Annotated in this window: 18 protein-coding genes; 3 read left to right on the plus strand and 15 right to left on the minus strand. The window is 41.8% G+C overall.

Annotation, left to right across the window (positions count from 1 at the left end):
* The 7 genes from kam1_RS06655 to kam1_RS06680 all read right to left on the minus strand — a co-directional run bounded on the left by kam1_RS06655 (position 1) and on the right by kam1_RS06680 (position 7,051).
* Positions 1-1,380 (minus strand): UDP-N-acetylmuramoyl-tripeptide--D-alanyl-D-alanine ligase, encoded by a 1,380-nt coding sequence (locus tag kam1_RS06655; protein ID WP_039720635.1) that lies wholly within the window; start codon positions 1,378-1,380, stop codon positions 1-3.
* Positions 1,381-1,645: 265 nt separating this feature from the next.
* Complete coding sequence (locus kam1_RS06660) at positions 1,646-3,136, minus strand: UDP-N-acetylmuramoyl-L-alanyl-D-glutamate--2,6-diaminopimelate ligase (protein ID WP_039720634.1); 1,491 nt, start codon at positions 3,134-3,136, stop codon at positions 1,646-1,648.
* Positions 3,137-3,212: 76 nt separating this feature from the next.
* Positions 3,213-3,389 carry a hypothetical protein gene (locus kam1_RS10155; RefSeq protein WP_161792017.1) on the minus strand — a complete coding sequence of 59 codons (177 nt, stop codon included), beginning with the start codon at positions 3,387-3,389 and terminating at the stop codon, positions 3,213-3,215.
* An 11-nt stretch (positions 3,390-3,400) separates the two neighbouring features.
* Positions 3,401-5,215 carry a peptidoglycan D,D-transpeptidase FtsI family protein gene (locus tag kam1_RS06665; RefSeq protein ID WP_039720633.1) on the minus strand — a complete coding sequence of 605 codons (1,815 nt, stop codon included), beginning with the start codon at positions 5,213-5,215 and terminating at the stop codon, positions 3,401-3,403.
* Positions 5,208-5,546: a hypothetical protein gene (locus kam1_RS06670; RefSeq protein WP_039720632.1), complete on the minus strand. Its 339-nt coding sequence runs from the start codon at positions 5,544-5,546 to the stop codon at positions 5,208-5,210. Before kam1_RS06670 ends, kam1_RS06665 begins: the two co-directional genes overlap by 8 nt.
* A 29-nt stretch (positions 5,547-5,575) precedes the next feature.
* A complete protein-coding gene (gene rsmH / locus kam1_RS06675; protein WP_039720631.1) occupies positions 5,576-6,535 on the minus strand; it encodes a 16S rRNA (cytosine(1402)-N(4))-methyltransferase RsmH in 960 nt (319 codons plus the stop codon).
* Positions 6,536-6,610: 75 nt separating this feature from the next.
* The gene (locus tag kam1_RS06680; RefSeq protein ID WP_039720630.1) at positions 6,611-7,051 is read right to left on the minus strand and encodes a division/cell wall cluster transcriptional repressor MraZ; all 441 of its coding nucleotides are present in this window, start codon (positions 7,049-7,051) and stop codon (positions 6,611-6,613) included.
* Between the two features lie 267 nt (positions 7,052-7,318).
* Between kam1_RS06680 and kam1_RS06685 the strand changes: the two genes are divergently transcribed.
* Positions 7,319-8,008: an acyltransferase gene (locus kam1_RS06685; protein ID WP_039720803.1), complete on the plus strand. Its 690-nt coding sequence runs from the start codon at positions 7,319-7,321 to the stop codon at positions 8,006-8,008.
* A gap of 14 nt (positions 8,009-8,022) precedes the next feature.
* Here the strand turns inward: kam1_RS06685 and kam1_RS06690 are convergent, their stop codons facing one another.
* The 3 genes from kam1_RS06690 to kam1_RS06700 are packed head-to-tail and all read right to left on the minus strand — an operon-like array spanning position 8,023 to position 10,923.
* Entirely contained in the window at positions 8,023-9,027 is a 1,005-nt protein-coding gene (locus kam1_RS06690; protein WP_039720629.1) for a VWA domain-containing protein, read from the minus strand.
* Entirely contained in the window at positions 9,021-9,962 is a 942-nt protein-coding gene (locus kam1_RS06695; protein ID WP_143958330.1) for a DUF58 domain-containing protein, read from the minus strand. The genes kam1_RS06690 and kam1_RS06695 overlap by 7 nt, the downstream gene beginning before the upstream one ends.
* Positions 9,943-10,923, minus strand: coding sequence for an AAA family ATPase (locus kam1_RS06700; protein WP_039720628.1), 981 nt, complete (start codon positions 10,921-10,923; stop codon positions 9,943-9,945). Before kam1_RS06700 ends, kam1_RS06695 begins: the two co-directional genes overlap by 20 nt.
* 230 nt (positions 10,924-11,153) lie before the next feature.
* On the opposite strand from kam1_RS06700, the gene kam1_RS06705 reads away from it, so the two are divergent.
* Positions 11,154-12,203, plus strand: coding sequence for a COX15/CtaA family protein (locus kam1_RS06705; RefSeq protein ID WP_143958331.1), 1,050 nt, complete (start codon positions 11,154-11,156; stop codon positions 12,201-12,203).
* A gap of 31 nt (positions 12,204-12,234) precedes the next feature.
* Complete coding sequence (gene cyoE / locus kam1_RS06710) at positions 12,235-13,185, plus strand: heme o synthase (protein WP_052250381.1); 951 nt, start codon at positions 12,235-12,237, stop codon at positions 13,183-13,185.
* A gap of 21 nt (positions 13,186-13,206) precedes the next feature.
* Here cyoE and kam1_RS10695 read toward each other — a convergent pair whose 3' ends face one another.
* The 5 genes from kam1_RS10695 to typA form a co-directional block, all read right to left on the minus strand.
* Positions 13,207-13,530: a pepsin/retropepsin-like aspartic protease family protein gene (locus kam1_RS10695; protein ID WP_244946003.1), complete on the minus strand. Its 324-nt coding sequence runs from the start codon at positions 13,528-13,530 to the stop codon at positions 13,207-13,209.
* A complete protein-coding gene (locus kam1_RS06715; protein ID WP_244946004.1) occupies positions 13,527-14,642 on the minus strand; it encodes a tetratricopeptide repeat protein in 1,116 nt (371 codons plus the stop codon). The genes kam1_RS10695 and kam1_RS06715 overlap by 4 nt, the downstream gene beginning before the upstream one ends.
* A gap of 24 nt (positions 14,643-14,666) precedes the next feature.
* Positions 14,667-15,566, minus strand: a complete 900-nt coding sequence (locus tag kam1_RS06720; RefSeq protein ID WP_235276689.1) for a hypothetical protein — start codon at positions 15,564-15,566, stop codon at positions 14,667-14,669.
* Positions 15,567-15,818: 252 nt separating this feature from the next.
* Complete coding sequence (locus kam1_RS06725) at positions 15,819-16,361, minus strand: cysteine hydrolase family protein (protein ID WP_039720624.1); 543 nt, start codon at positions 16,359-16,361, stop codon at positions 15,819-15,821.
* 48 nt (positions 16,362-16,409) lie between these two features.
* Positions 16,410-18,242: a translational GTPase TypA gene (typA, locus tag kam1_RS06730; RefSeq protein ID WP_172616761.1), complete on the minus strand. Its 1,833-nt coding sequence runs from the start codon at positions 18,240-18,242 to the stop codon at positions 16,410-16,412.
* Positions 18,243-18,244: the final 2 nt, after the last annotated feature.

Raw genomic sequence — 18,244 nt, forward strand, 5'->3', positions numbered from 1 at the left:
CTAAACAGAAAGAAGTTTTTCGACGATCCTGTCAAGTTTTAAAAATCTCGATCCTTTAATAAGCAGGGTGAGCTTACGGTTCAAAAGCTTTTGCAACTGAGAATAAGCTGCTTGCGGATCCTCTGTTCCCAAAACAGCATTGAGCGGAAAACCAACATCCTTAACTCCTTCCACCATATCTTCCCAATGGGGACCAATAAAAATAATAAAAGAAAGGGGCAAGCTCCCAGCAAACCTTCCAAGTTTATAATGGAGAGCTTTAGCATGCTCTCCTAACTCTCCCATGGAACCTAGCACAGCAATTTTCTCCGATTCAAAAGGAAATTCAATAAGCGTCCTTAAGGCGCTCATGGCCGACTGAAGATTAGCATTGTAACTATCATCAATGAGATACCCCATTCTGATGGGATGCACCGTAAGTCTACCAAGAGGAAAAACCGTTTTTTCAAGCCCAAAAGCAATTTCTTCCGAGGAAAGGGAGACCAAAAAACCAACAGCCGCAGCAAAGAGCGCATTTTTCGCCATCTCTCTGGAAACGGTCGCAAGAGAGACTTCAAAGCTTTCTCCATGACGAGAAATTCCACAGCGAATACCCTTTAGAGTTAACCAAATCTGATCCAACCAACACAGTGAATTTTCTTGGTTCCCTACCCAAATAACTTGTCCTGCACTACGAACGCTCAACCGTTTGGACCATTCATCATCCTCCATTAGAATCGAAAATCCTTTAGGAGAAACAAAAGTCAACAGATCCGTTTTTTCCCATCCAATCGCTTCCACAGAACCGAAATTACCCACATGCGCACTGCCAATGTTGGTGATAATGGCTATATCAGGGGCAACAATTCGACTCAGGGAAGCAATTTCTCCACGATGATTGGTTCCCAGTTCAAAGACCCCATATTCAGTTGTATGATCCATTTGCAATACAGAAAGAGGAAGTCCTATCTGATTATTTAGATTTCCAGAAGTAGAAACAGTTTTGTATTTTACGCGCAAGACACTCGAAATCATCTCCTTCGTGCTAGTCTTTCCATTACTACCCGTAATGGCAACGATCTTAGCTGGTAGTTTTTTTCTGTAAAAGAAGGCCAATTGCTGTAATGCCTCGAGCGTATTGTTTACCCGAATAACAGGAATCGAAAGAGGCATAGACAAAGGAAGCTCACGATCCACTATAGCAGCAACAGCCCCTTTCTGAGCCGCCGAGGCTACGTAATCCAACCCATCATATTTTTCTCCCTTCAAAGCCACAAAACAGTCCCCTTCTTTGACTGTCCTAGAATCAGTGCTGATCGAACCGACCATGGCCGATCCTTTTCCCCCAATGATCCTCCCTTGAGTCCATTCCGCAATTTGTTCAACTGAAAGCTGCTCCATTCTTATTTCGGCCCTTCAACCCCAACCAATTAGGATGATAGTTGCAGTAAAAATAGCCGCCTCGTTGCTCTTTAACCTTTTCTATAACTACTCGGATGCCCATTCAAGATTTTAATGTATCTTCGCCTTTCTATGGCTGCCACCTAGCCATTTCCAAGGCCTGAAGGTCTATGCCTCTGGCTATTGGTATTATAATGCCGCTCTCAAGCTAGGTAGAAAGAAGGGGCTACTTCTATTCTATTCAAACAGCAGGAATGAAAAGTGATTAATCCCTTAACAACAAGCATTCTCTAACCACAAGCCTATCATCAAAAGGATAAAATACCCCATCAATCTCTTGATAGGTTTCATGGCCTTTCCCTGCCACACATACAATATCCCCTGGATTAGCTATCTGAATTGCTTTTCGGATCGCTTCCTTTCTATCCACTATCCAATAGATCCTTTTAGAAGAACTATCAACCCCTCTTTTCATGTCCTCAAAGATTCTTTCAGGTGATTCACTTCTTGGATTATCAGATGTAAAAATTACCAAATCGGCATAATCTGAAGCCACTTTAGCCATCTTTGGTCTTTTGGTTCTATCCCTATCCCCACCGCACCCAACCACAAGAATAATCCGCCCAGAGGACTGAATTTCCCGAAGCGTCAAAACTACCTTCAATAAAGCATCTTCACTGTGAGCATAATCGACGATGGCCAAAAGCCCATCTTTAGCATAAAATCTTTCCATTCTACCAGGTACTCCAGGAAAAGATGCTAAGGCGCGTATGGCAGCTTCCAACGGTATCCCTAGCAAAAGTGTGCCTCCAAGGGAAAGCAAGAGGTTTTCCACGTTGAATCGACCTAAAAGTGGACTGTTTAGTTGATACAACTGCCCCGCCCACTCTGCCAAAATCACTGTCTGCAACCGGTCATATTTGATCGATCTTGCTTTAAGTTTGGCTGCTGGTTTGCCTTGGGCACTAACAGTAACCATATTCACTCTACCCTTTAACTTTTCAGCAAGAGCACTCCACTGGGGATCATCGATATTCAAAACCACTCCGCCTTCCCCCTCTTTCCTTGTCCGAATATAAGAAATAAACTTTTCTTTACTCTGCCGGTAAGCCTCCATCGTCTGATGGTAATCCAGATGATCTTGAGTAAGATTAGTAAAAATACCGATCCGAAATTCCGTGCCTTCGATTCTTCCCTGCTCAAGGGCATGACTGGAAACTTCCATGACAGCAGCCTGGCAATTAGCTTTCAGCATTTGAAAGAGAAGCTGCTGCAAATCGCTTCCTTCTGGTGAAGTTCGGCTTGCAGGGATTCGATCAACTGTCGTGTCATAGTAGATCGTACCAATAAGCCCAGTTTTCCAACCTTGGGTTGCTAACAAATGTCTCATTAAAAAAGAAGTGGTCGTTTTCCCATTAGTCCCCGTAATGCCAATAACAGACAAATGACTGGAAGGATCCCCATAAAAAACACTCGCTACTTTTCCTAGTACTCTTCTAGGATCCTTCACCTGAACAAAAGTCGTTTCTTTTGATGTTTGCCAAGCAGGCATTTCAGAACAAATGACCCCCCTGGCGCCTCTTTCTATGGCCTCTACAATATATCGATGTCCATCGGTCTTCTGCCCTTTCCAAGCAAAAAAAAGAGATCCTTCTACGACTTTTCTCGAATCATACACTATAGTGTTTATTTCCCAATCGATCGATCCCTTAATGGCAAGAGGCTCTAAATCAGACAAAACATCAGAAAGCTTCATGAGCTAAATTAGGTTGCGATAAATCGCAATAAAGTATCTTTCCACTAAAAAGCAACAACGCTAAAGAAGACTCTATTTATTTTTCTTGAGAAAATACCCTTGCAATCCCCCGAAGATGGTAAAAGACCGCCTTCGTTCTTCTTTTCAAAAGAAGAACAATAATACAGATAAGATGGAGGGCTAATCTTTGGATTTTTGTCATAAAAGCAGAAAAACTACAAAAGAGCTTCTCAGCCTTCACTGTTCGTTCCATAAAGAATCGATCTACTTTTCCGTTTCGATACGAATCGCCTGGGCAGGGACGCACTTGGGAGTCAAATTAAGGGCTTGTGCAATTTCAGAGCCAATATAACTAAAAGCAGGAGCGGCAACCGAGGCTGCATAATATTGCGTACCATGCGGTTCATCGACCATAATCATCAGTACAAATTCAGGATCTTCGGCAGGAAGAAACCCAATAAAAGAAGAAATGTATTTTCCCTTTACGTAGTTACCATGCACTACTTTCTGAGCAGTCCCCGTTTTGCCCGCGACCGTAAAGCCCATAATCGCTGCCTTAGCCCCTGTTCCTTTTGGAGAAACCACAGATACAAGGGCAGAAGTCACCAATTTGGCCGTTCTTTCCGAGATCACCCTTCTAATGATAACAGGAGAAAAACTTCGGATAATTTTTCCCTGTGGATTCCTAATGTCTTTGATGATCATTGGCTTGACTAAATAGCCATGATTAGCGATAGCAGCCATTGCCCGAATCATCTGAATGGGGGTCACAGCTATTTCCTGCCCCATGGGGATGCGTGTTATCGAAAGTTTTGACCACAGCCTTGGAGGATAAAGAATGCCTGCCGATTCTCCCTGTCCAGGCAACATTCCGGTTGGCTCTCCAAAGCCAAAGGCCCTCGCATAATGGTAGAGTCGGTTTTCTCCTAATTCCAAGCCCATTTTGGCAAAACCGATGTTACTTGATTTCATGACTACTTCCCGAACGCTCAGCATTCCATAGGGATGACTGTCATGCAGGGTCTTTCCCCCATAAAAAAATGCACCATTTTCACAGTTGATCGTACTGTTGTCTAAACTAAATATTTTTTCTTCGAGGACTCCTGAAAGCGTGACGATTTTAAAAATCGATCCTGGTTCTACAGGATCAGTAAGATTTTTATTTTTCAGAAAAGCAATGTTCCATTTTTCTCTTCTGTTTGGATCAAAAGAAGGCCTTTGAGCCATCGCTAAGATTTCTCCCGTTTTAGGATTCATGACTATGGCCATAATCCCATTAGGCCAAAACTCCTTTTCAACCCTATCAATGCCTTCTTCGACAATGTGTTGGATCACGCTGTCAAGCGTCAAACTAACGTTGCATCCATCCACAGGTTTTACTTCCAATCCCCTGTAGGCAGCAATTTCTTTCCCAAAAACGTCTTTTTCTATCCACTTTTCTCCCGGCGTTCCTTCCAACCATTCATTCATTGCTTTTTCCACTCCCGCCGCTCCCTTTCCATTCTCATCCAAATACCCAATCAGTGGGGCCGCTTCCCTTCCACAGGGATAAATGCGGCTGTAGTCCTCTTCAAAAGTCAAAAAATGTTCCGCAGGCAGTCTTTTTTTCTTCCATTGTTTCAATTTTTCTTTTTCGAAAGCCTCAAGTGCTTGCACTTTTTCTTCTGAAAGCCCCTTAGCTAAAAGATAGGACCGGTCCATCCGCCGGAAGTTCTGCAGGAGGCTATTTTTTTCTAGACCAAGGAGCTCTTCGAGTTCTTGTATGGTAAGGGCTGGTTCCTGAACATTCATCCCATCTAATCGCACTTTATAAGTCAAAAAACTCTGAGCCAAGGGCACATTTTTACAGTCGACTATGTAGCCCCTTTTTGGGGGAAGCACCTTGCGAACCGTATGAACCGTGGTCGCAAGTTCCAAATATTTTTCGTGTTCAAAAAGCTGAATTTGCAACAAGCGCAGGGAAATCACTGTAAACCCAAGGCTTAAAAAAGCAAAAACAATCAATGCCCTGGATCTCGTCCTGTCTGTCGAAAGATTATTTTTCTTGGACTCTACAGGCTGAAACAAAAGACTATTCATTGCCTGCGAAAAAGTCAATTGGTGCGGACTCTTCCATCATGATTACTTCAAGCTCAGACATTTTGACTAATCCAATTTTCCACTCCTTCAACCTATTCTCCAATTCTTGGGGAGAGCTGCCTTTAGCAAGCATCGCTTCCAGTCGGCTGTTTTTCCTTTTCATATCCGCAAGCTCCTCCTCTTGAATCTTCAGTTCATCGGAGATACGAAGCACTCTATTTTTCAAATAAAGGAATTCGATCCCCCCAAACATAGTAATAAAGACAGCCATTATCCAAACGAACATCATGGACAATTTGATCGAATGTTGATCTTTCAGTCGATTTTTCATACATCCTCCCTTTTCATTTTTTTAGAATTTCATTTGATGAGTCGTTGCCTTTCCTCTTCCGATCGGATTTTCCAGCCAATCCGTAGCCTCGCACTTCTTGCCCTTGGATTGCTTCTGCTCTCTTCTCTAGAAACCAAACGCCGCTCTATTCTGCAAAAAAAAACCTCCCGCTCTGTCTCCCCTTCCGTCTCGTGTCGCCCTTTGGGAAGACAATGATTCTGAAAAAATCTTTTCACAATCCTATCCTCCCCTGAATGAAAGCTAATCACAGCTAATCTTCCTCCTTCCTTTAAAAGCCTTGCTCCTTCTTCAAGTCCTTTTTGAAGATGCTCGAGCTCTTCATTGACAGCCATTCTTAAAGCAAGAAATGGTCGAGTGGCCACATGCCCTTTTGCCTTCGATAAGCGTGCTTTTAAAATAATTTCTAAAAAATCTTTGACTCGCAGAATAGGCCGAATCGATCGAAATCGTTCCACCTCTTCGGCAAGCCTTTGGCTTTCATTTGGCTTGCAGCTTACCGAAAAAAGCCTTATCAATTGCTCTTTGCTGAAGTTGTTCAACAAAAAGGCGGCTGTTTTTTCTTTCGAACTATCCATTCTCATGTCCAAAGGAGCTTCAGGAAATTGAAAACTGAACCCTCTTTGTGGATCCTTCAATTGTCCTAACGAAACCCCAAGATCCAACAACACTCCATCGACCCGATCCCAACCGATTTGAGCGCAAGCTACCGCCATTTCCGAAAAATTCTTTCGGAAAAAGTAAAAATGATGCCCTTTTTCTCTCAGCAACCCCGCTCTTTGCTGAGCTTGCTCATCCATATCCATTGCCAAGACCTTACATCCTTTTTCCAGAAGCGCGGTCGTGTGCCCCCCATACCCAAAAGTACCATCGATCCATTTTTCATTTTCTTGCGGCTGGCAAAGCTCCAAAAACTCCTTGAGCATGACAGGAACATGGAGCAGTTGGCCTTCCTCTCTTTTCTTTTCCATGCCACCTTTTTCTTTTCCTAAATTTTAAGTTCTGCTAATCATCCTCCTTCTTTTGTCCTCATTTTTCCTCTCCTCTCATAGTCCCATGCCCTCAATTGCTTCCTCAAAAGAAGTGCTTTTTCCAGCCGTTTCTTCTTGCCATTTCTTTTGATCCCAAATTTCAAAATGATCTAAACGGCCCACCAATACTGCCTCTTTCCCAATCTGTGAATGTTTTCTTAGTCTTTCTTTGATTGATATCCTTCCCTGCTGATCCCAGCTCACTGCTTGAGAAATCTGAGCCAGGAGCTCTAGCTGTTGCCTGATCGGGTCTTGTAATCTTAAAGTTTCAATCTTTTGATGAATTTCTTCCATCCAGGACTCTGGATAGACTTTCAAGTGGTGAAATTTGGAAGGGAAAACAAAGAGCCGGCTATCATACCCTTCCTGCCTCCATTCGGAAGGAACAGTTATTCTTCCTTTTTCGTCAAAGGCATGCTCAAAAATGTCAGTATAGGTAGCTCTTTTTTTCCCCATAATTGGATTTTATTCCATTTTTCTCTACTTTCTTCCATTTTTCACCACTATTATTCATACTCAAATTTTTCTGCCCTGTCATTAAAAACTTTTGATTTTGAATAAAACTTTTTGCTTGAAATTTTGTTAAATTTTTCTCTTGCTTTTAATCAAAGCTATCTCATCCATCCTTATCTAGAATTTTTTTTAAGTTACAAAAGGAACCCTATTGGTTGTTTTCCAAAAAAGTCTTTTCATCGAAAGGATTGCTACGTAATCATAAGGACTATGGAAATCCCTCCGCTCCCTTCTTTTCATCCGGTTCAATTTTTCGATCTTTCTCAAACACGCCATCAAAAATTGTTCCATACGATAGAAAAGATTTGGCAAGTCCTCCCCCGAATCGAAACGTATTTAGAAGAAATTCTATGTCCAGGTCTTCATGGAGAAATTGCCCAGAGCTGTTACATCGGACCAAAAGTCTACGTGGGCAAGGGAACTATTATCTATCCTGGAGCAATGATCGAAGGTCCTGCCTGGATTGGAGAAAATTGTCAAATACGAACAGGCTGCTTCATCAGAAAAAACGTTATCATCGAAGAGGGTTGCATTCTGGGTAATTCTTGCGAATTCAAAAATTCTTTTCTCTTTAAAAATTGCCAAGTGCCGCATTTCAATTATGTCGGAGATTCGATATTAGGAACAAAGGTCCATCTTGGAGCTGGAGTGATTTTATCTAATTTGAAACTCGATGGATCCGAAATCAAAATAAAGTATAATGGGAACATTTATCCCACTGGTTTAAGAAAATTCGGTGCAATTCTGGGTGATGGGATCCAAATTGGATGCAATGCAGTCCTTAATCCAGGTTCCATTCTGGGTAAAAAAACAGTGCTCTTTCCTGGAGTTATTTGGCATGGGGTTCTTCTGGAGGAAGGAAAAGTCATAAAGTATAAGCAAAACGTAGAAATTACTTAACACCAAAAAAGGCTTTAGATTCTTTTTGAGATAAGAAAAGCCAAAAACCAAAAGAACAGGCCCAAAACCAAAAAAATGGGAAAAAGCTCTTCTTTTTTTGTGACCACGATAGGTTCAAAAGGAATCTTTTTTTTGGCATCAATAGCCTGGAAAGCCGAAAGAATCGCATTACTATCGGTTGCTCTAAAATATTCTCCACCAGTCAATTGAGCTATTTTCCGTAAGAGCTCTTCATCCACTTCCGAAATTACTGTTTGACTGCCGATCTTCCGTCTTTCTTCATCTAAGACTGGCATTGTTACCTCCCCACTTAATCCCGCCCCGATAGCAAACACAGGAATAGAACTTCGGGCCGCCAATTGGGCAGCCTCCAAAGGCAGGAGATTCCCACAATTATTTGCTCCATCAGTCAAGAGGATCAAGAAGGACCCAATTTTGTGTCGTGCCTCTGACTCTTTTTTGCCTTCAAGACGGCTTAAAGCCAGGCTTAAAGCATCTCCAATAGCCGTTCCATCTTCGATCGCTCCGGCCTGTAATTGATCAATCTTTCTTTTTATCCACTGATGATCAAAAGTCAAAGGACATACAGTATAAGCTCTTCCTGCAAAGGCTACTAATCCAATACGATCGTTGACTCTTTTATCTAAAAAGGCTTTCACCACATCTAAAACGACGTCTAACCTGCTGACCATCTTTTGATCAATTTCATAATCTTCGGCAAGCATGCTCCCAGAAATATCAAGCACAAGAACGATATCGTAGCCTTCTTTCCTTATGGGGATTTTACCTTTTTCTTCCTGTGGGCGAGCAAGGGCAATAATAAACAACACAAAAGCAAGGTAGCAACAGACCACAGGAAGCTTATTGATCGGTCCTTTTCTTTCGGTTCCTACCCATTGAGAGGCAAAGGGGAGAAAAAAAGGTTCTTCTTTTCTATACCTCCGAAAGAACCAAACAAGAGGTAAAAGCAAAAGTAAGAAAAAAAAGGAGGGATTTGCAAAAACAACCAGAGCTACCATGGAATTATATTAATACAATTATTTAATGGTTGAGCGTTCAGCAAAAAATGCAATAGATCGGCAAAGATGGACTTGCCAACGGTAAAAGAGCATCTCGAAGACCGATTGGGAAAGAGGCTATTCCAACATTTATCTCTTTCTAGCCGCCACTGTTGCTGTCTTTTTTTTGTTTCTGGTTTGCTAGGATCGATTTTGACCACTTTGCCAGTAACCGGATCAAAAGCCAAAAAACTTTCTTTCATAGGTAGCGCTTGCTCCCAGGGATCCTCGACTCGAAAACCAAGAATTTCAAAACGCTGGGACAAAGCGAACCATTGTTGAGGGATCGGTCTGAGAGGGAAATCTCCAATCCAAAACAATATGGTATTTCTCGGTAAGACCCTTTGGAGAAAAGCCCAAGGAATTTCCACTGGTTGTTCTAACAGCAGGGAAGGTGGAGCTAAGCTACAGATCTTTACCATGTTAGAGAAAACTTTTTTTCTTCCTTTGGCTGGAGGAATAAACAAATAATCACCAGGAAAAACATGGACTATGCCTAATCTATGTCTAAAACCGGTGGCCAGAATAGCTAAAATAGCTGCAATTTCCATAACCGTCTGTCTTTTGGTCATTGCTCCCGAACCAAATAACAATGAGGGACTATCTTCGATGACTATGACAATGACCAACTCTCGCTCCTCAATATATTTTTTCCTGTAGAGTGCTCCAAGCCTGGCCGTGACATTCCAATCAATATCCCTAAAATCATCCCCAAACTCATAGGCCACCACCTGGTCAAACTCCTTCCCTTTGCCTTTGAAAACCGATCGATACTCTCCTGAAAAAAGGTAGGTTGAAGTGGTTTTTATCGTCCATTCAATACGACGCAGAAGCCGCAAGGCTTCCTTAACTTTTTCTTTTGAAAAAACGAAGGGTTCAGCCTCTTTCTTCGCCATATTCTGTGGGAATGGAAACAGTTTTAAGAATTTCTTCAAGGATGCTTTCCACCGTCTTACCCTCGGCTTCCGATTCATAACTCAATCCAACTCTATGTCGTAAAGAATCGATATAGAGTTCCTGAATGAATGGAGGACTTAAAAAATCAGAACCTCTGATCCAGGCAAGAGCACGGCTTGCTTGGAAAAGGGCAAGAGAGGCTCTAGGAGAGGCTCCATAGCTCAACCTTTGAATGCCCTCTGAAGAATTTTTTACAGCCTCCCTAGTCGCTCGTACCAACGCCAGGATATAATGTTCAGCCATAGGACTGACAAAGACCTGATCAATTTCTTTTCTTATCTCCCGTATTTCCTCAGGGGAAGAAACCGGGTTTATTTCTGGCTCCTCCGTCAACTTCCCCCAAAGCCTAAGCATTTTCATTTCCTCTTCTTCCGAAGGATACCCGATAATAAGCTTGAATAAGAACCGATCGGATTGTGCTTCAGGCAATGGATAGGTACCCTCCTGTTCGATTGGGTTTTGTGTCGCCATGACAAGAAAGGGATCAGGCAGGCGATGCGAAGTCCCCCCAATAGTCACCTGTTTTTCCTGCATGGCTTCCAATAAAGCACTTTGAACTTTGGCTGGAGCTCTGTTGATTTCGTCAGCTAAGACAAGGTTGGCAAAGATGGGGCCTAAATGTGGAAAAAAGCGACCCTCTTTGGGCTGAAAAATCATCGTTCCTACCACATCGCTTGGTAGAAGATCTGGAGTAAATTGAATCCGTTCAAACTTCAGACCAACCGCTTTAGCAAGCGTTTTGATAAGAAGGGTCTTAGCCAATCCAGGCATGCCTTCAATGAGAATATGCCCTCCAGTGAGCAATCCAATCAACAGTCTTTCAATGATTGTTTGGTGCCCAATAATCGCTTTTTTGATTTCAGATAACACTCTCTCCGACCATTCTTGACCTCTTGTCATAGGATTGCATTAAACTACTGGACTTTCCCGGCATAATCAAAGGAGTTTTTGGCTATTTGATGACAAAACTTCTTGCCACTCCTCTTCTTACCGAGAAGGGTCCTAACTTTTTCTGTGGAAGAAAACATAAAAAGGCTATATTTAGAATAGGATTCTTCTTGAGAGAGAGTTTCGGAAAAAAAATTGATGAATTCCTTCTCATTCTAGGACATTAAAATAGGATAGGAAAAGTGAAAAATAGACTTATTAATGTTTTTTCAGCCATTCTTACTTTTTTTGTTTTTTTATTAATCGCTGTGGGAGCCATGGTGACCAGTACCAATTCTGGTATGGCTGTTCCGGATTGGCCAACAACTTTTGGCTACAATATGTTTAGCTTTCCTCTATCCCGATGGATTGGAGGAGTTTTCTACGAGCATAGTCATAGGCTTGTTGCTTCGGCTGTCGGTTTTTTAACCATTATTCTTTTCTTTCTTCTTTTATTTAAAGAAAAACGCGCCTGGGTCAAATGGGCAGGCTGCTTTGCTCTTCTTCTTGTTATTTTTCAAGGCATCCTTGGAGGATTGCGAGTGGTGTGGATGAAAGATCAGATTGGGATTATTCATGCGGCACTGGCTCAAGCTTTTTTAGTGCTTGTGGGTATTATTTGGTTGGCCACTTCTAAGTATTGGATCACCGAGGATCAATTGCAGAAAGACAATTCGTATGTGGTAGGCACCAAAAGCCTGCCGCTTCTTTTTTTATCCCTTTCTCTCATTGTGTATATCCAGCTTCTTTTAGGAGCAGCTATGCGTCATGCACATTTAGGACTATCCATTACCGATTTTCCCCTTGCTTACGGACAAATTCTCCCCCGACTCACTCCTGAGGATCTAGCGAATATTAATGCAAGAAGGCAAGCCATGGGCTTGCCTCCAACAACCCTTGGACAGATTCATCTACAGCTTGTCCATCGATTTGTCGCTTTGATTATTTTCTTGCTTACTGTCTTTTCTTTTTTTGTCCTTAAAAAAAAGGCCCCCCGCTCCCCCATTCTGTCTATGGCTAGGCTCTTACACAGCCTTGTAGCTTTACAGATCCTCCTGGGAGCCTTCGTCATTTGGACAGGCAAAGAAAATATCATTACTACCGCTCATGTTCTTGTGGGTGCTGCCATCTTATTCCTCTCTTCCCTCATAACAGTTATCCTTTACCGAGGAGAATGGTTGATCAAAACCAAGCAAAACGACTTAAGAGTGTTGTTCAATCCTTCTTCGACCTACTCTAACCCTGGACAATGATCCCTTTAGCAACCATTTCTGCTTTTTAGATATGAAAAGCTTTAAGATAGAAACTTCAAACCAACCTCAGAGAGAAAATGGTTTACTGCAGAGTTCCCTGAAGCCCTCATTGGCGCGTCGTCGGTCTCTGTTAAAAGATATTGCTGAGCTCATCAAGTTCCGTCTTACCCTTTTGGTGCTAACTACCACTTTTTTCGGTTTTGTTTTAGCTTCAGGCAGTTCTTTGGATATAGGGAAAGCCCTTCATGTCGTGATCGGTACTGGACTGGTAGCTGCTTCGGCTGCTGTACTAAATGAAGTACTAGAAAGCCGTCAGGATAGCAAAATGTCAAGAACCAAAGACAGGCCCCTACCAGCGCATCGTCTTGACGCTATAGAGGCCACCATTACTGCCATTATTGGAGCCATTGTAGGATTTCTCTATCTGTGGAATTTTTCTAACCTTGTGGCTGCTGGACTTGCCCTTTTTAGCCTTATCATTTATGTCGGAGTCTATACCCCTCTTAAACAGATAAGCCCGTGGAATACCTGGATTGGAGCTATATCTGGTGCTCTTCCTCCAGTCATTGGCTATGCTGCTCAAGAGGCAAACATCCTGCGCTTAACGCCTATCTTCCTTTTTTGCATTCTCTTTTTTTGGCAAATGCCACATTTCTATGCTATTGCATGGATTTACCGAAGCGATTACAAAAAAGCCGGTTTTAAAATGCTTGTCGTAGTAGATTCTAGTGGCAAAAAATTGACACTGCAGAGTCTTCTTTTCTGCTTTTTGTTGTTGATGGCTTCTCTTTTGCCCTACTTCACCCATCAGGCAGGGCGTTTATATCTTTGGGGAGCGCTTCTGTTAGGCATGCTTTTCTTTTTATCCGCCCTTTTTTTACACCTCAAAAGAACTTTAACAGCAGCCCGTCTTCTTTTCTTTGCTTCGATTGCCTACCTGCCGTTGCTCTTTACTCTTTTAGCCCTTTGCTGGAAAAAATAGAGTGCTTTCTTATCCAATCAGTCAATTATCCGATTCGTTGATCCCAGTTGCAGTTCTATGAGATGCCAACGGGCTTGTGGGCAGTTGGTCGGTAGCAGTCGTTTTTTTGGATTGCAAGATCAATACCATATTCTGGAAATCAAAAGTAACAATAAAAGACTTCAAAAAGCTATTCCCCACAATCGCCCCAATGTGGAATCCTTGCTTATGGTCAATAGCAGGTGGAAAATCATAGCTTTTTCCTATATCGGCCTTTACATTTTCCATGACAATATTGCCAATCTGTATTTTGGGAACAATCGTGTAAATGGAAGGATATCTTCCACCTCTCCTTAAGCCGATCATCCACCCCCATACCGAGGCAAATGGAATTTCTCAAGCATCCATTCAGAAAAGGTAAAAGCTCTTCCCACATCCAGGCTATCCACCATAAAAAAGATTCCTTCTTGATCATTAATCTTTCCTTGAATCAGAATCTGTCCTCCAGGAGTTAAGTAAAAAGGAAGCTTCGTAACCGTCGATCCATCTTTTATCCCTAGAAAAGATCGTTCAGAAAAAGAGGCCTCTCTTTTTTGTAAGAAAAGCTCTTTCTTCGGATAATCTATCGTTACATTAAATTGTCGCATCATATCTGTTCCTATCACTCCATGAACTATCTGTGGCACATGTTGAGGAAAAAGATAGGTGCCTTTCCATCGAGCTAAAAGGATGGGAATTCTTTCTATTTTCATATCTCCAATTTGTAGCGATTGGATAATCCCTGTTCTAGCTCGAATGGACCATTTGCCTGCAAAGTTGAACCAGAACTGTAGGGCAATGGTATCAAGAAGCCTAATATCTTTTATTTTTTCATAAAGAGCTCTATCCAGAGCAGTAAACGAACTGCGAGTATCCAGAAAAAACGAGACTTTTTTCCTGCATATTTTTACTGGAATACCCACAAAAGGATAGGACTCATCAAGTTTGATACTAGTCTGTGGTTCCAGCACATCGAATGCCTTCGGTTCCAGTTGAGTAAGAAGGTTGGCAGTCCACCCTTCTCTAATCTCAGTTAATAAGTCAGCCGATTGTTCAAGCTTTCCTTCTCTATAATAACAAATTGCCAATAGCCTCTTCATCTCGGTATCTTCAGGATTTAATGCCAATCCCTTTTGAAGAAACCTACTGGCATCTTCAAGTTGGTTTTTCATCAAAGCCACCCACCCAAGGATCTTTAATGATTTCCAGTCCTTCGGATCCCGGAGGAAAGCTTCGAAGGCTACACGGGCCGCCGCCTCTATCCTCCCTTCATGAAAAAGGTGGCTTGGGTTTTGCCTATCTATTGCCTCAGGGATCGGCTCTGAAAATCCATGGGAAAAGAACAAGAAGCATAAAAGACTAGCAAGGTACCAGGAAAAATTTTTTGTTCCCTCTTTATTGGGGGAAGAAAGAAGAGGATCGAAAAAACCTATGTCCATCTTTGTCTTTTTGATGCAGAATCCTTAAAAAAGCAAATGAAACTTCACTACAAAAGCATTCGAATATTCCTTTTCGACTGTCTTTTTATCAATGGCGATCTGATATCCAATACCAAAATAAAGTTTCCAATCATCTTTGAATCGAAATCTTCCTACTAAAACTTCAGGGGTAATAAAAAGCCCAGGAGCTCCAATAAAGAAAAGCTGATCGATGCTTGAAGTAGAATTAATTTCGATTGTTGGGGTGACGTAGCCAATTTTATATTGCAAGGCAATGTTATAAAAGTAGGGAATACCGAAGGTTCTATTGGCTCCATCGGCCCATTGACTTCCTAAATTGATCATAAAATCAAAATTTCCAAAGCCCTTGCCAAAGAGGACGATAGGATCCCAGATCCAGTGTGCAGGATAGTCTGGAAGAGTTTGTCCTAGAGGGGAGTGAGCAGCAAGCATGACCGAAAAGACATAATTTTTCTGTCCTTCAGGAGAAGCCATAATTCTGTTTTTAATTAAAAAACTTTCCCCTTGAAACCCATCGAGTCGGCCTTCTCCTGGGTAATAAATGTATTGTGGCAGAGAAAAAGCAAATTCTAGGGTCGGACCAACAATTAAATTGACTCCCTTGCCTGCACCCATATTCCATCTTTTATTCCCATTTGGTAATGTTTGATCGTAGACATCATACCGAATGCGTTGCTCCAATCTTGGAGTTTCAGTCACAAGCGGAGTAAGCCAGGATGTTTGTCGGTTTCTTGTCTCTTCGGTCATTTTCCTCCACTTGCCTATCCATCCTTTCCCGTAATCGGCTTGATTCATCGTTTCAACGATATCTTGCACAGCGATCTCTTCCCCAGGCCAGAATACTGTATCAGCCCATAGAATCTCTCTTGTAGAAAGAAGGACCATGGGGACTAAAAGAAACAAACAAAAAACTCCTATAGAAAGAGAGAAATGAGTGGGAGAGCATTTCTTAGCAAAGCAGAAAAAAAAATAGAAACAGTAAAAAAGATAAAAAAAATATAACACTGACTATAATTCAAAATAGATAGTTAGTTATAAAATTCTCTTTTATGTTTAAATTGATGAGATGAAGAAAAGTTTTATTTTTCATTCAGCTATTTGCCTTAATAATCCTTTTATTACAAAGAGCAGGAAAGGATAAAGGAAATTATTGATTCATTCTTTTTTCCAGTTTTCAATGATTGAGGATACCGTGGAGAGCTCTACAGCGTAAAATTTGTGAAGATATTCTAGCCCACTTTCCTGTTCTTGGGGACTAAAGGCACACACCCCATCTACTGGTACGATCGTATGATAGTTTAAAAAGAAGGCATCGGCAGCTGTATGCCTTATACACAGATGGGTATGCAGACCCACTAAGATAATGGTATCCACCTTCAAAGATCTTAGTACGAGGTCCAGTCCTGTTTCCCTAAACCCACTATAAGTCCTTTTTTCAAGCACGATATCCGATGGGCTTGGGGCCAGTTCTTTGATAATAGAAGCTCCAGGGGAACCTTTCATGGCATGCTCCCCCCAGATTGTTATTTCTGGATCACTAGGAAGATGGGCATCCCCAACATAAATAACCGGCTTTTTTTTAGCTCTAGCCGCGATACTTAATTTTCTGATCGGTTCTATAATCTTCACTGCTTCTCTAGAAGCAAGCTTCCCACCAACGAAATCTTCAAGCATGTCAATAACAACTACAGCCTCCATAGAGATTTTTATTGTTGAAGTTCCATTGGAAAACACCCTCAGTCTATCCTATGAACCTATTTTTATGGCAGCTTTTTTCCGGTCATTCGAATCTAATATTTTTTTTCGAATCCTAATCTTTGTTGGAGTGACCTCAACAAGTTCCTCACTACTAATGAATTCTATCGCTTCTTCAAGCCTAAAAATCTTCGGCGGTTCTAGTCCAATAGCTTTGCCTTCGCCTTGAGAACGAATATTCGTCAAATGCTTTGCTTTGCAAGGATTAACAAGAAGATCCCCAGGTCTTTTATGTTCCCCAACTACCATCCCTTCATATACTTCTTCACCCGGACCAATAAAAAGGATGCCTCTTTGTTGGAGATTTTCCAAAGCATAAGTTGTCGAAATACCTTTTGCAATTGAAACAAGAACCCCATTGCTCCTTATTTCAATTTCTCCCTGCTTAGGGCCATACGCATGAAAGAGATGACTCGCATAACCTTCCCCTCGGGTCAGATTAACAAATTCAGTTTCAAACCCAATTAAGCCCCTGGTTGGAATTAACGCCTCCATAAAAACCCTCTGCTGACTATTTCTCATCATGCGAATATTGCCACCCCTTTTCGAAAGCATTTCCATTACTGGCCCAAGGCATTCTTGTGGGATATCTACCGATAAGAGCTCATAAGGCTCGAAGAGGATACCAGAAGAATCAGCTTTGTAAATCACTTCTGGTCGACTAACCATAAGCTCGAACCCTTCTCTGCGCATTTGTTCGACAAGAATAGCTATCTGCATGGTCCCTCTACCACTAATTTCAAAGGCGCCAGGTACGTCCGTTTCTTCAACTCTAAGCCCTACATTGGTTCTTACTTCTTTGAGAAGCCTTCCATAGATGTGTCTCGCTGTCAGAAGTTTCCCCTCTTTGCCTGCTAAAGGCGAATCATTAACCAGGATCCGCATGCGAACCGTAGGCGGATCTACTTCTATTCGTGGCAGGGGAATAGTATCCTCGACATCTGATATCGTATCTCCAATATAAACTTCTTCCAAACCAGCTATTCCGACTATATCCCCAGCAGAAGCTTCGGAAAGCTCTATCCGTTCCAATCCTTTAAAGCCTAAAATCGCTGTGACAGTTCCCCGACTCGTTTTCCCAGATTTTTGATAAGAAAAAAGGGGAGAACCCACTTTAATTGTACCAGAAAAAATTTTGCCAATCGCAATTCTGCCTAAATAATCGCTGTAATCCAAGTTGGCGACTAAAAGCTTAAAAACTGGGTCCTGAGAGATAGTCGGAGAAGGGATATGAGTCAAAATAGCTTCAAAAAGTGGCTTGAAGCCGTTCTTCTTATCTTCAACTGAGATTTCTTTTTTCCATTCTTTCAAAGCGATGCCTTCTTTAGCTGAAACATACAATACGGGAAAATCTAGCTGTTTGTCAGAAGCCTCTAATTCAAGAAAGAGTTCGAAAATCTGGTCTAGAACCTTAATAGGCTGGGCATTTGCCCTGTCAATCTTATTAATGAGCACCAGCGGACTGAGATTTTGGGATAAAGCTTTTTTCAATACAAACTTAGTTTGCGCTTGAGGCCCTTCTACAGCGTCTACCAATAGCAAAACGCCATCAACCATCCCTAGACTTCTTTCTACCTCACTTCCAAAATCGGCATGTCCAGGTGTATCAATCAAATTGATCTTGTAATTCTCATACTGGAAAGAGGCATTCTTTGCTCGGATGGTGATCCCCTTTTCTCTTTCCAAGTCCATGCTATCCATTATTCTTTCGGTCAATTGTTGGTTTTGCCGAAAGGAGCCAGACTGTTTCAACAGTTGGTCTACTAACGTTGTTTTTCCATGATCAACATGAGCAATAATCGCAATGTTTTTTATCTTTTCCATAA

This window comes from Methylacidiphilum kamchatkense Kam1 (genome assembly GCF_007475525.1).
GTDB lineage: Bacteria > Verrucomicrobiota > Verrucomicrobiia > Methylacidiphilales > Methylacidiphilaceae > Methylacidiphilum > Methylacidiphilum kamchatkense.

What these genes read in the sequence shown, in the direction of transcription:
- kam1_RS10155 (WP_161792017.1), bottom strand. Translation starts at nt 3,389, where the DNA reads ATGGAACGAACAGTGAAGGCTGAGAAGCTCTTTTGTAGTTTTTCTGCT.
- kam1_RS06690 (WP_039720629.1), bottom strand. Translation starts at nt 9,027, where the DNA reads ATGGTAGCTCTGGTTGTTTTTGCAAATCCCTCCTTTTTTTTCTTACTT.
- kam1_RS06695 (WP_143958330.1), bottom strand. Translation starts at nt 9,962, where the DNA reads ATGGCGAAGAAAGAGGCTGAACCCTTCGTTTTTTCAAAAGAAAAAGTT.
- cyoE (WP_052250381.1), top strand. Translation starts at nt 12,235, where the DNA reads ATGAAAAGCTTTAAGATAGAAACTTCAAACCAACCTCAGAGAGAAAAT.
- kam1_RS06670 (WP_039720632.1), bottom strand. Translation starts at nt 5,546, where the DNA reads ATGAAAAATCGACTGAAAGATCAACATTCGATCAAATTGTCCATGATG.
- kam1_RS06725 (WP_039720624.1), bottom strand. Translation starts at nt 16,361, where the DNA reads ATGGAGGCTGTAGTTGTTATTGACATGCTTGAAGATTTCGTTGGTGGG.
- kam1_RS10695 (WP_244946003.1), bottom strand. Translation starts at nt 13,530, where the DNA reads ATGATCGGCTTAAGGAGAGGTGGAAGATATCCTTCCATTTACACGATT.
- kam1_RS06700 (WP_039720628.1), bottom strand. Translation starts at nt 10,923, where the DNA reads ATGACAAGAGGTCAAGAATGGTCGGAGAGAGTGTTATCTGAAATCAAA.
- kam1_RS06715 (WP_244946004.1), bottom strand. Translation starts at nt 14,642, where the DNA reads ATGGACATAGGTTTTTTCGATCCTCTTCTTTCTTCCCCCAATAAAGAG.
- kam1_RS06660 (WP_039720634.1), bottom strand. Translation starts at nt 3,136, where the DNA reads ATGAAGCTTTCTGATGTTTTGTCTGATTTAGAGCCTCTTGCCATTAAG.
- rsmH (WP_039720631.1), bottom strand. Translation starts at nt 6,535, where the DNA reads ATGGAAAAGAAAAGAGAGGAAGGCCAACTGCTCCATGTTCCTGTCATG.
- kam1_RS06655 (WP_039720635.1), bottom strand. Translation starts at nt 1,380, where the DNA reads ATGGAGCAGCTTTCAGTTGAACAAATTGCGGAATGGACTCAAGGGAGG.
- kam1_RS06665 (WP_039720633.1), bottom strand. Translation starts at nt 5,215, where the DNA reads ATGAATAGTCTTTTGTTTCAGCCTGTAGAGTCCAAGAAAAATAATCTT.
- kam1_RS06680 (WP_039720630.1), bottom strand. Translation starts at nt 7,051, where the DNA reads ATGGGGAAAAAAAGAGCTACCTATACTGACATTTTTGAGCATGCCTTT.
- typA (WP_172616761.1), bottom strand. Translation starts at nt 18,242, where the DNA reads ATGGAAAAGATAAAAAACATTGCGATTATTGCTCATGTTGATCATGGA.
- kam1_RS06685 (WP_039720803.1), top strand. Translation starts at nt 7,319, where the DNA reads ATGGAAATCCCTCCGCTCCCTTCTTTTCATCCGGTTCAATTTTTCGAT.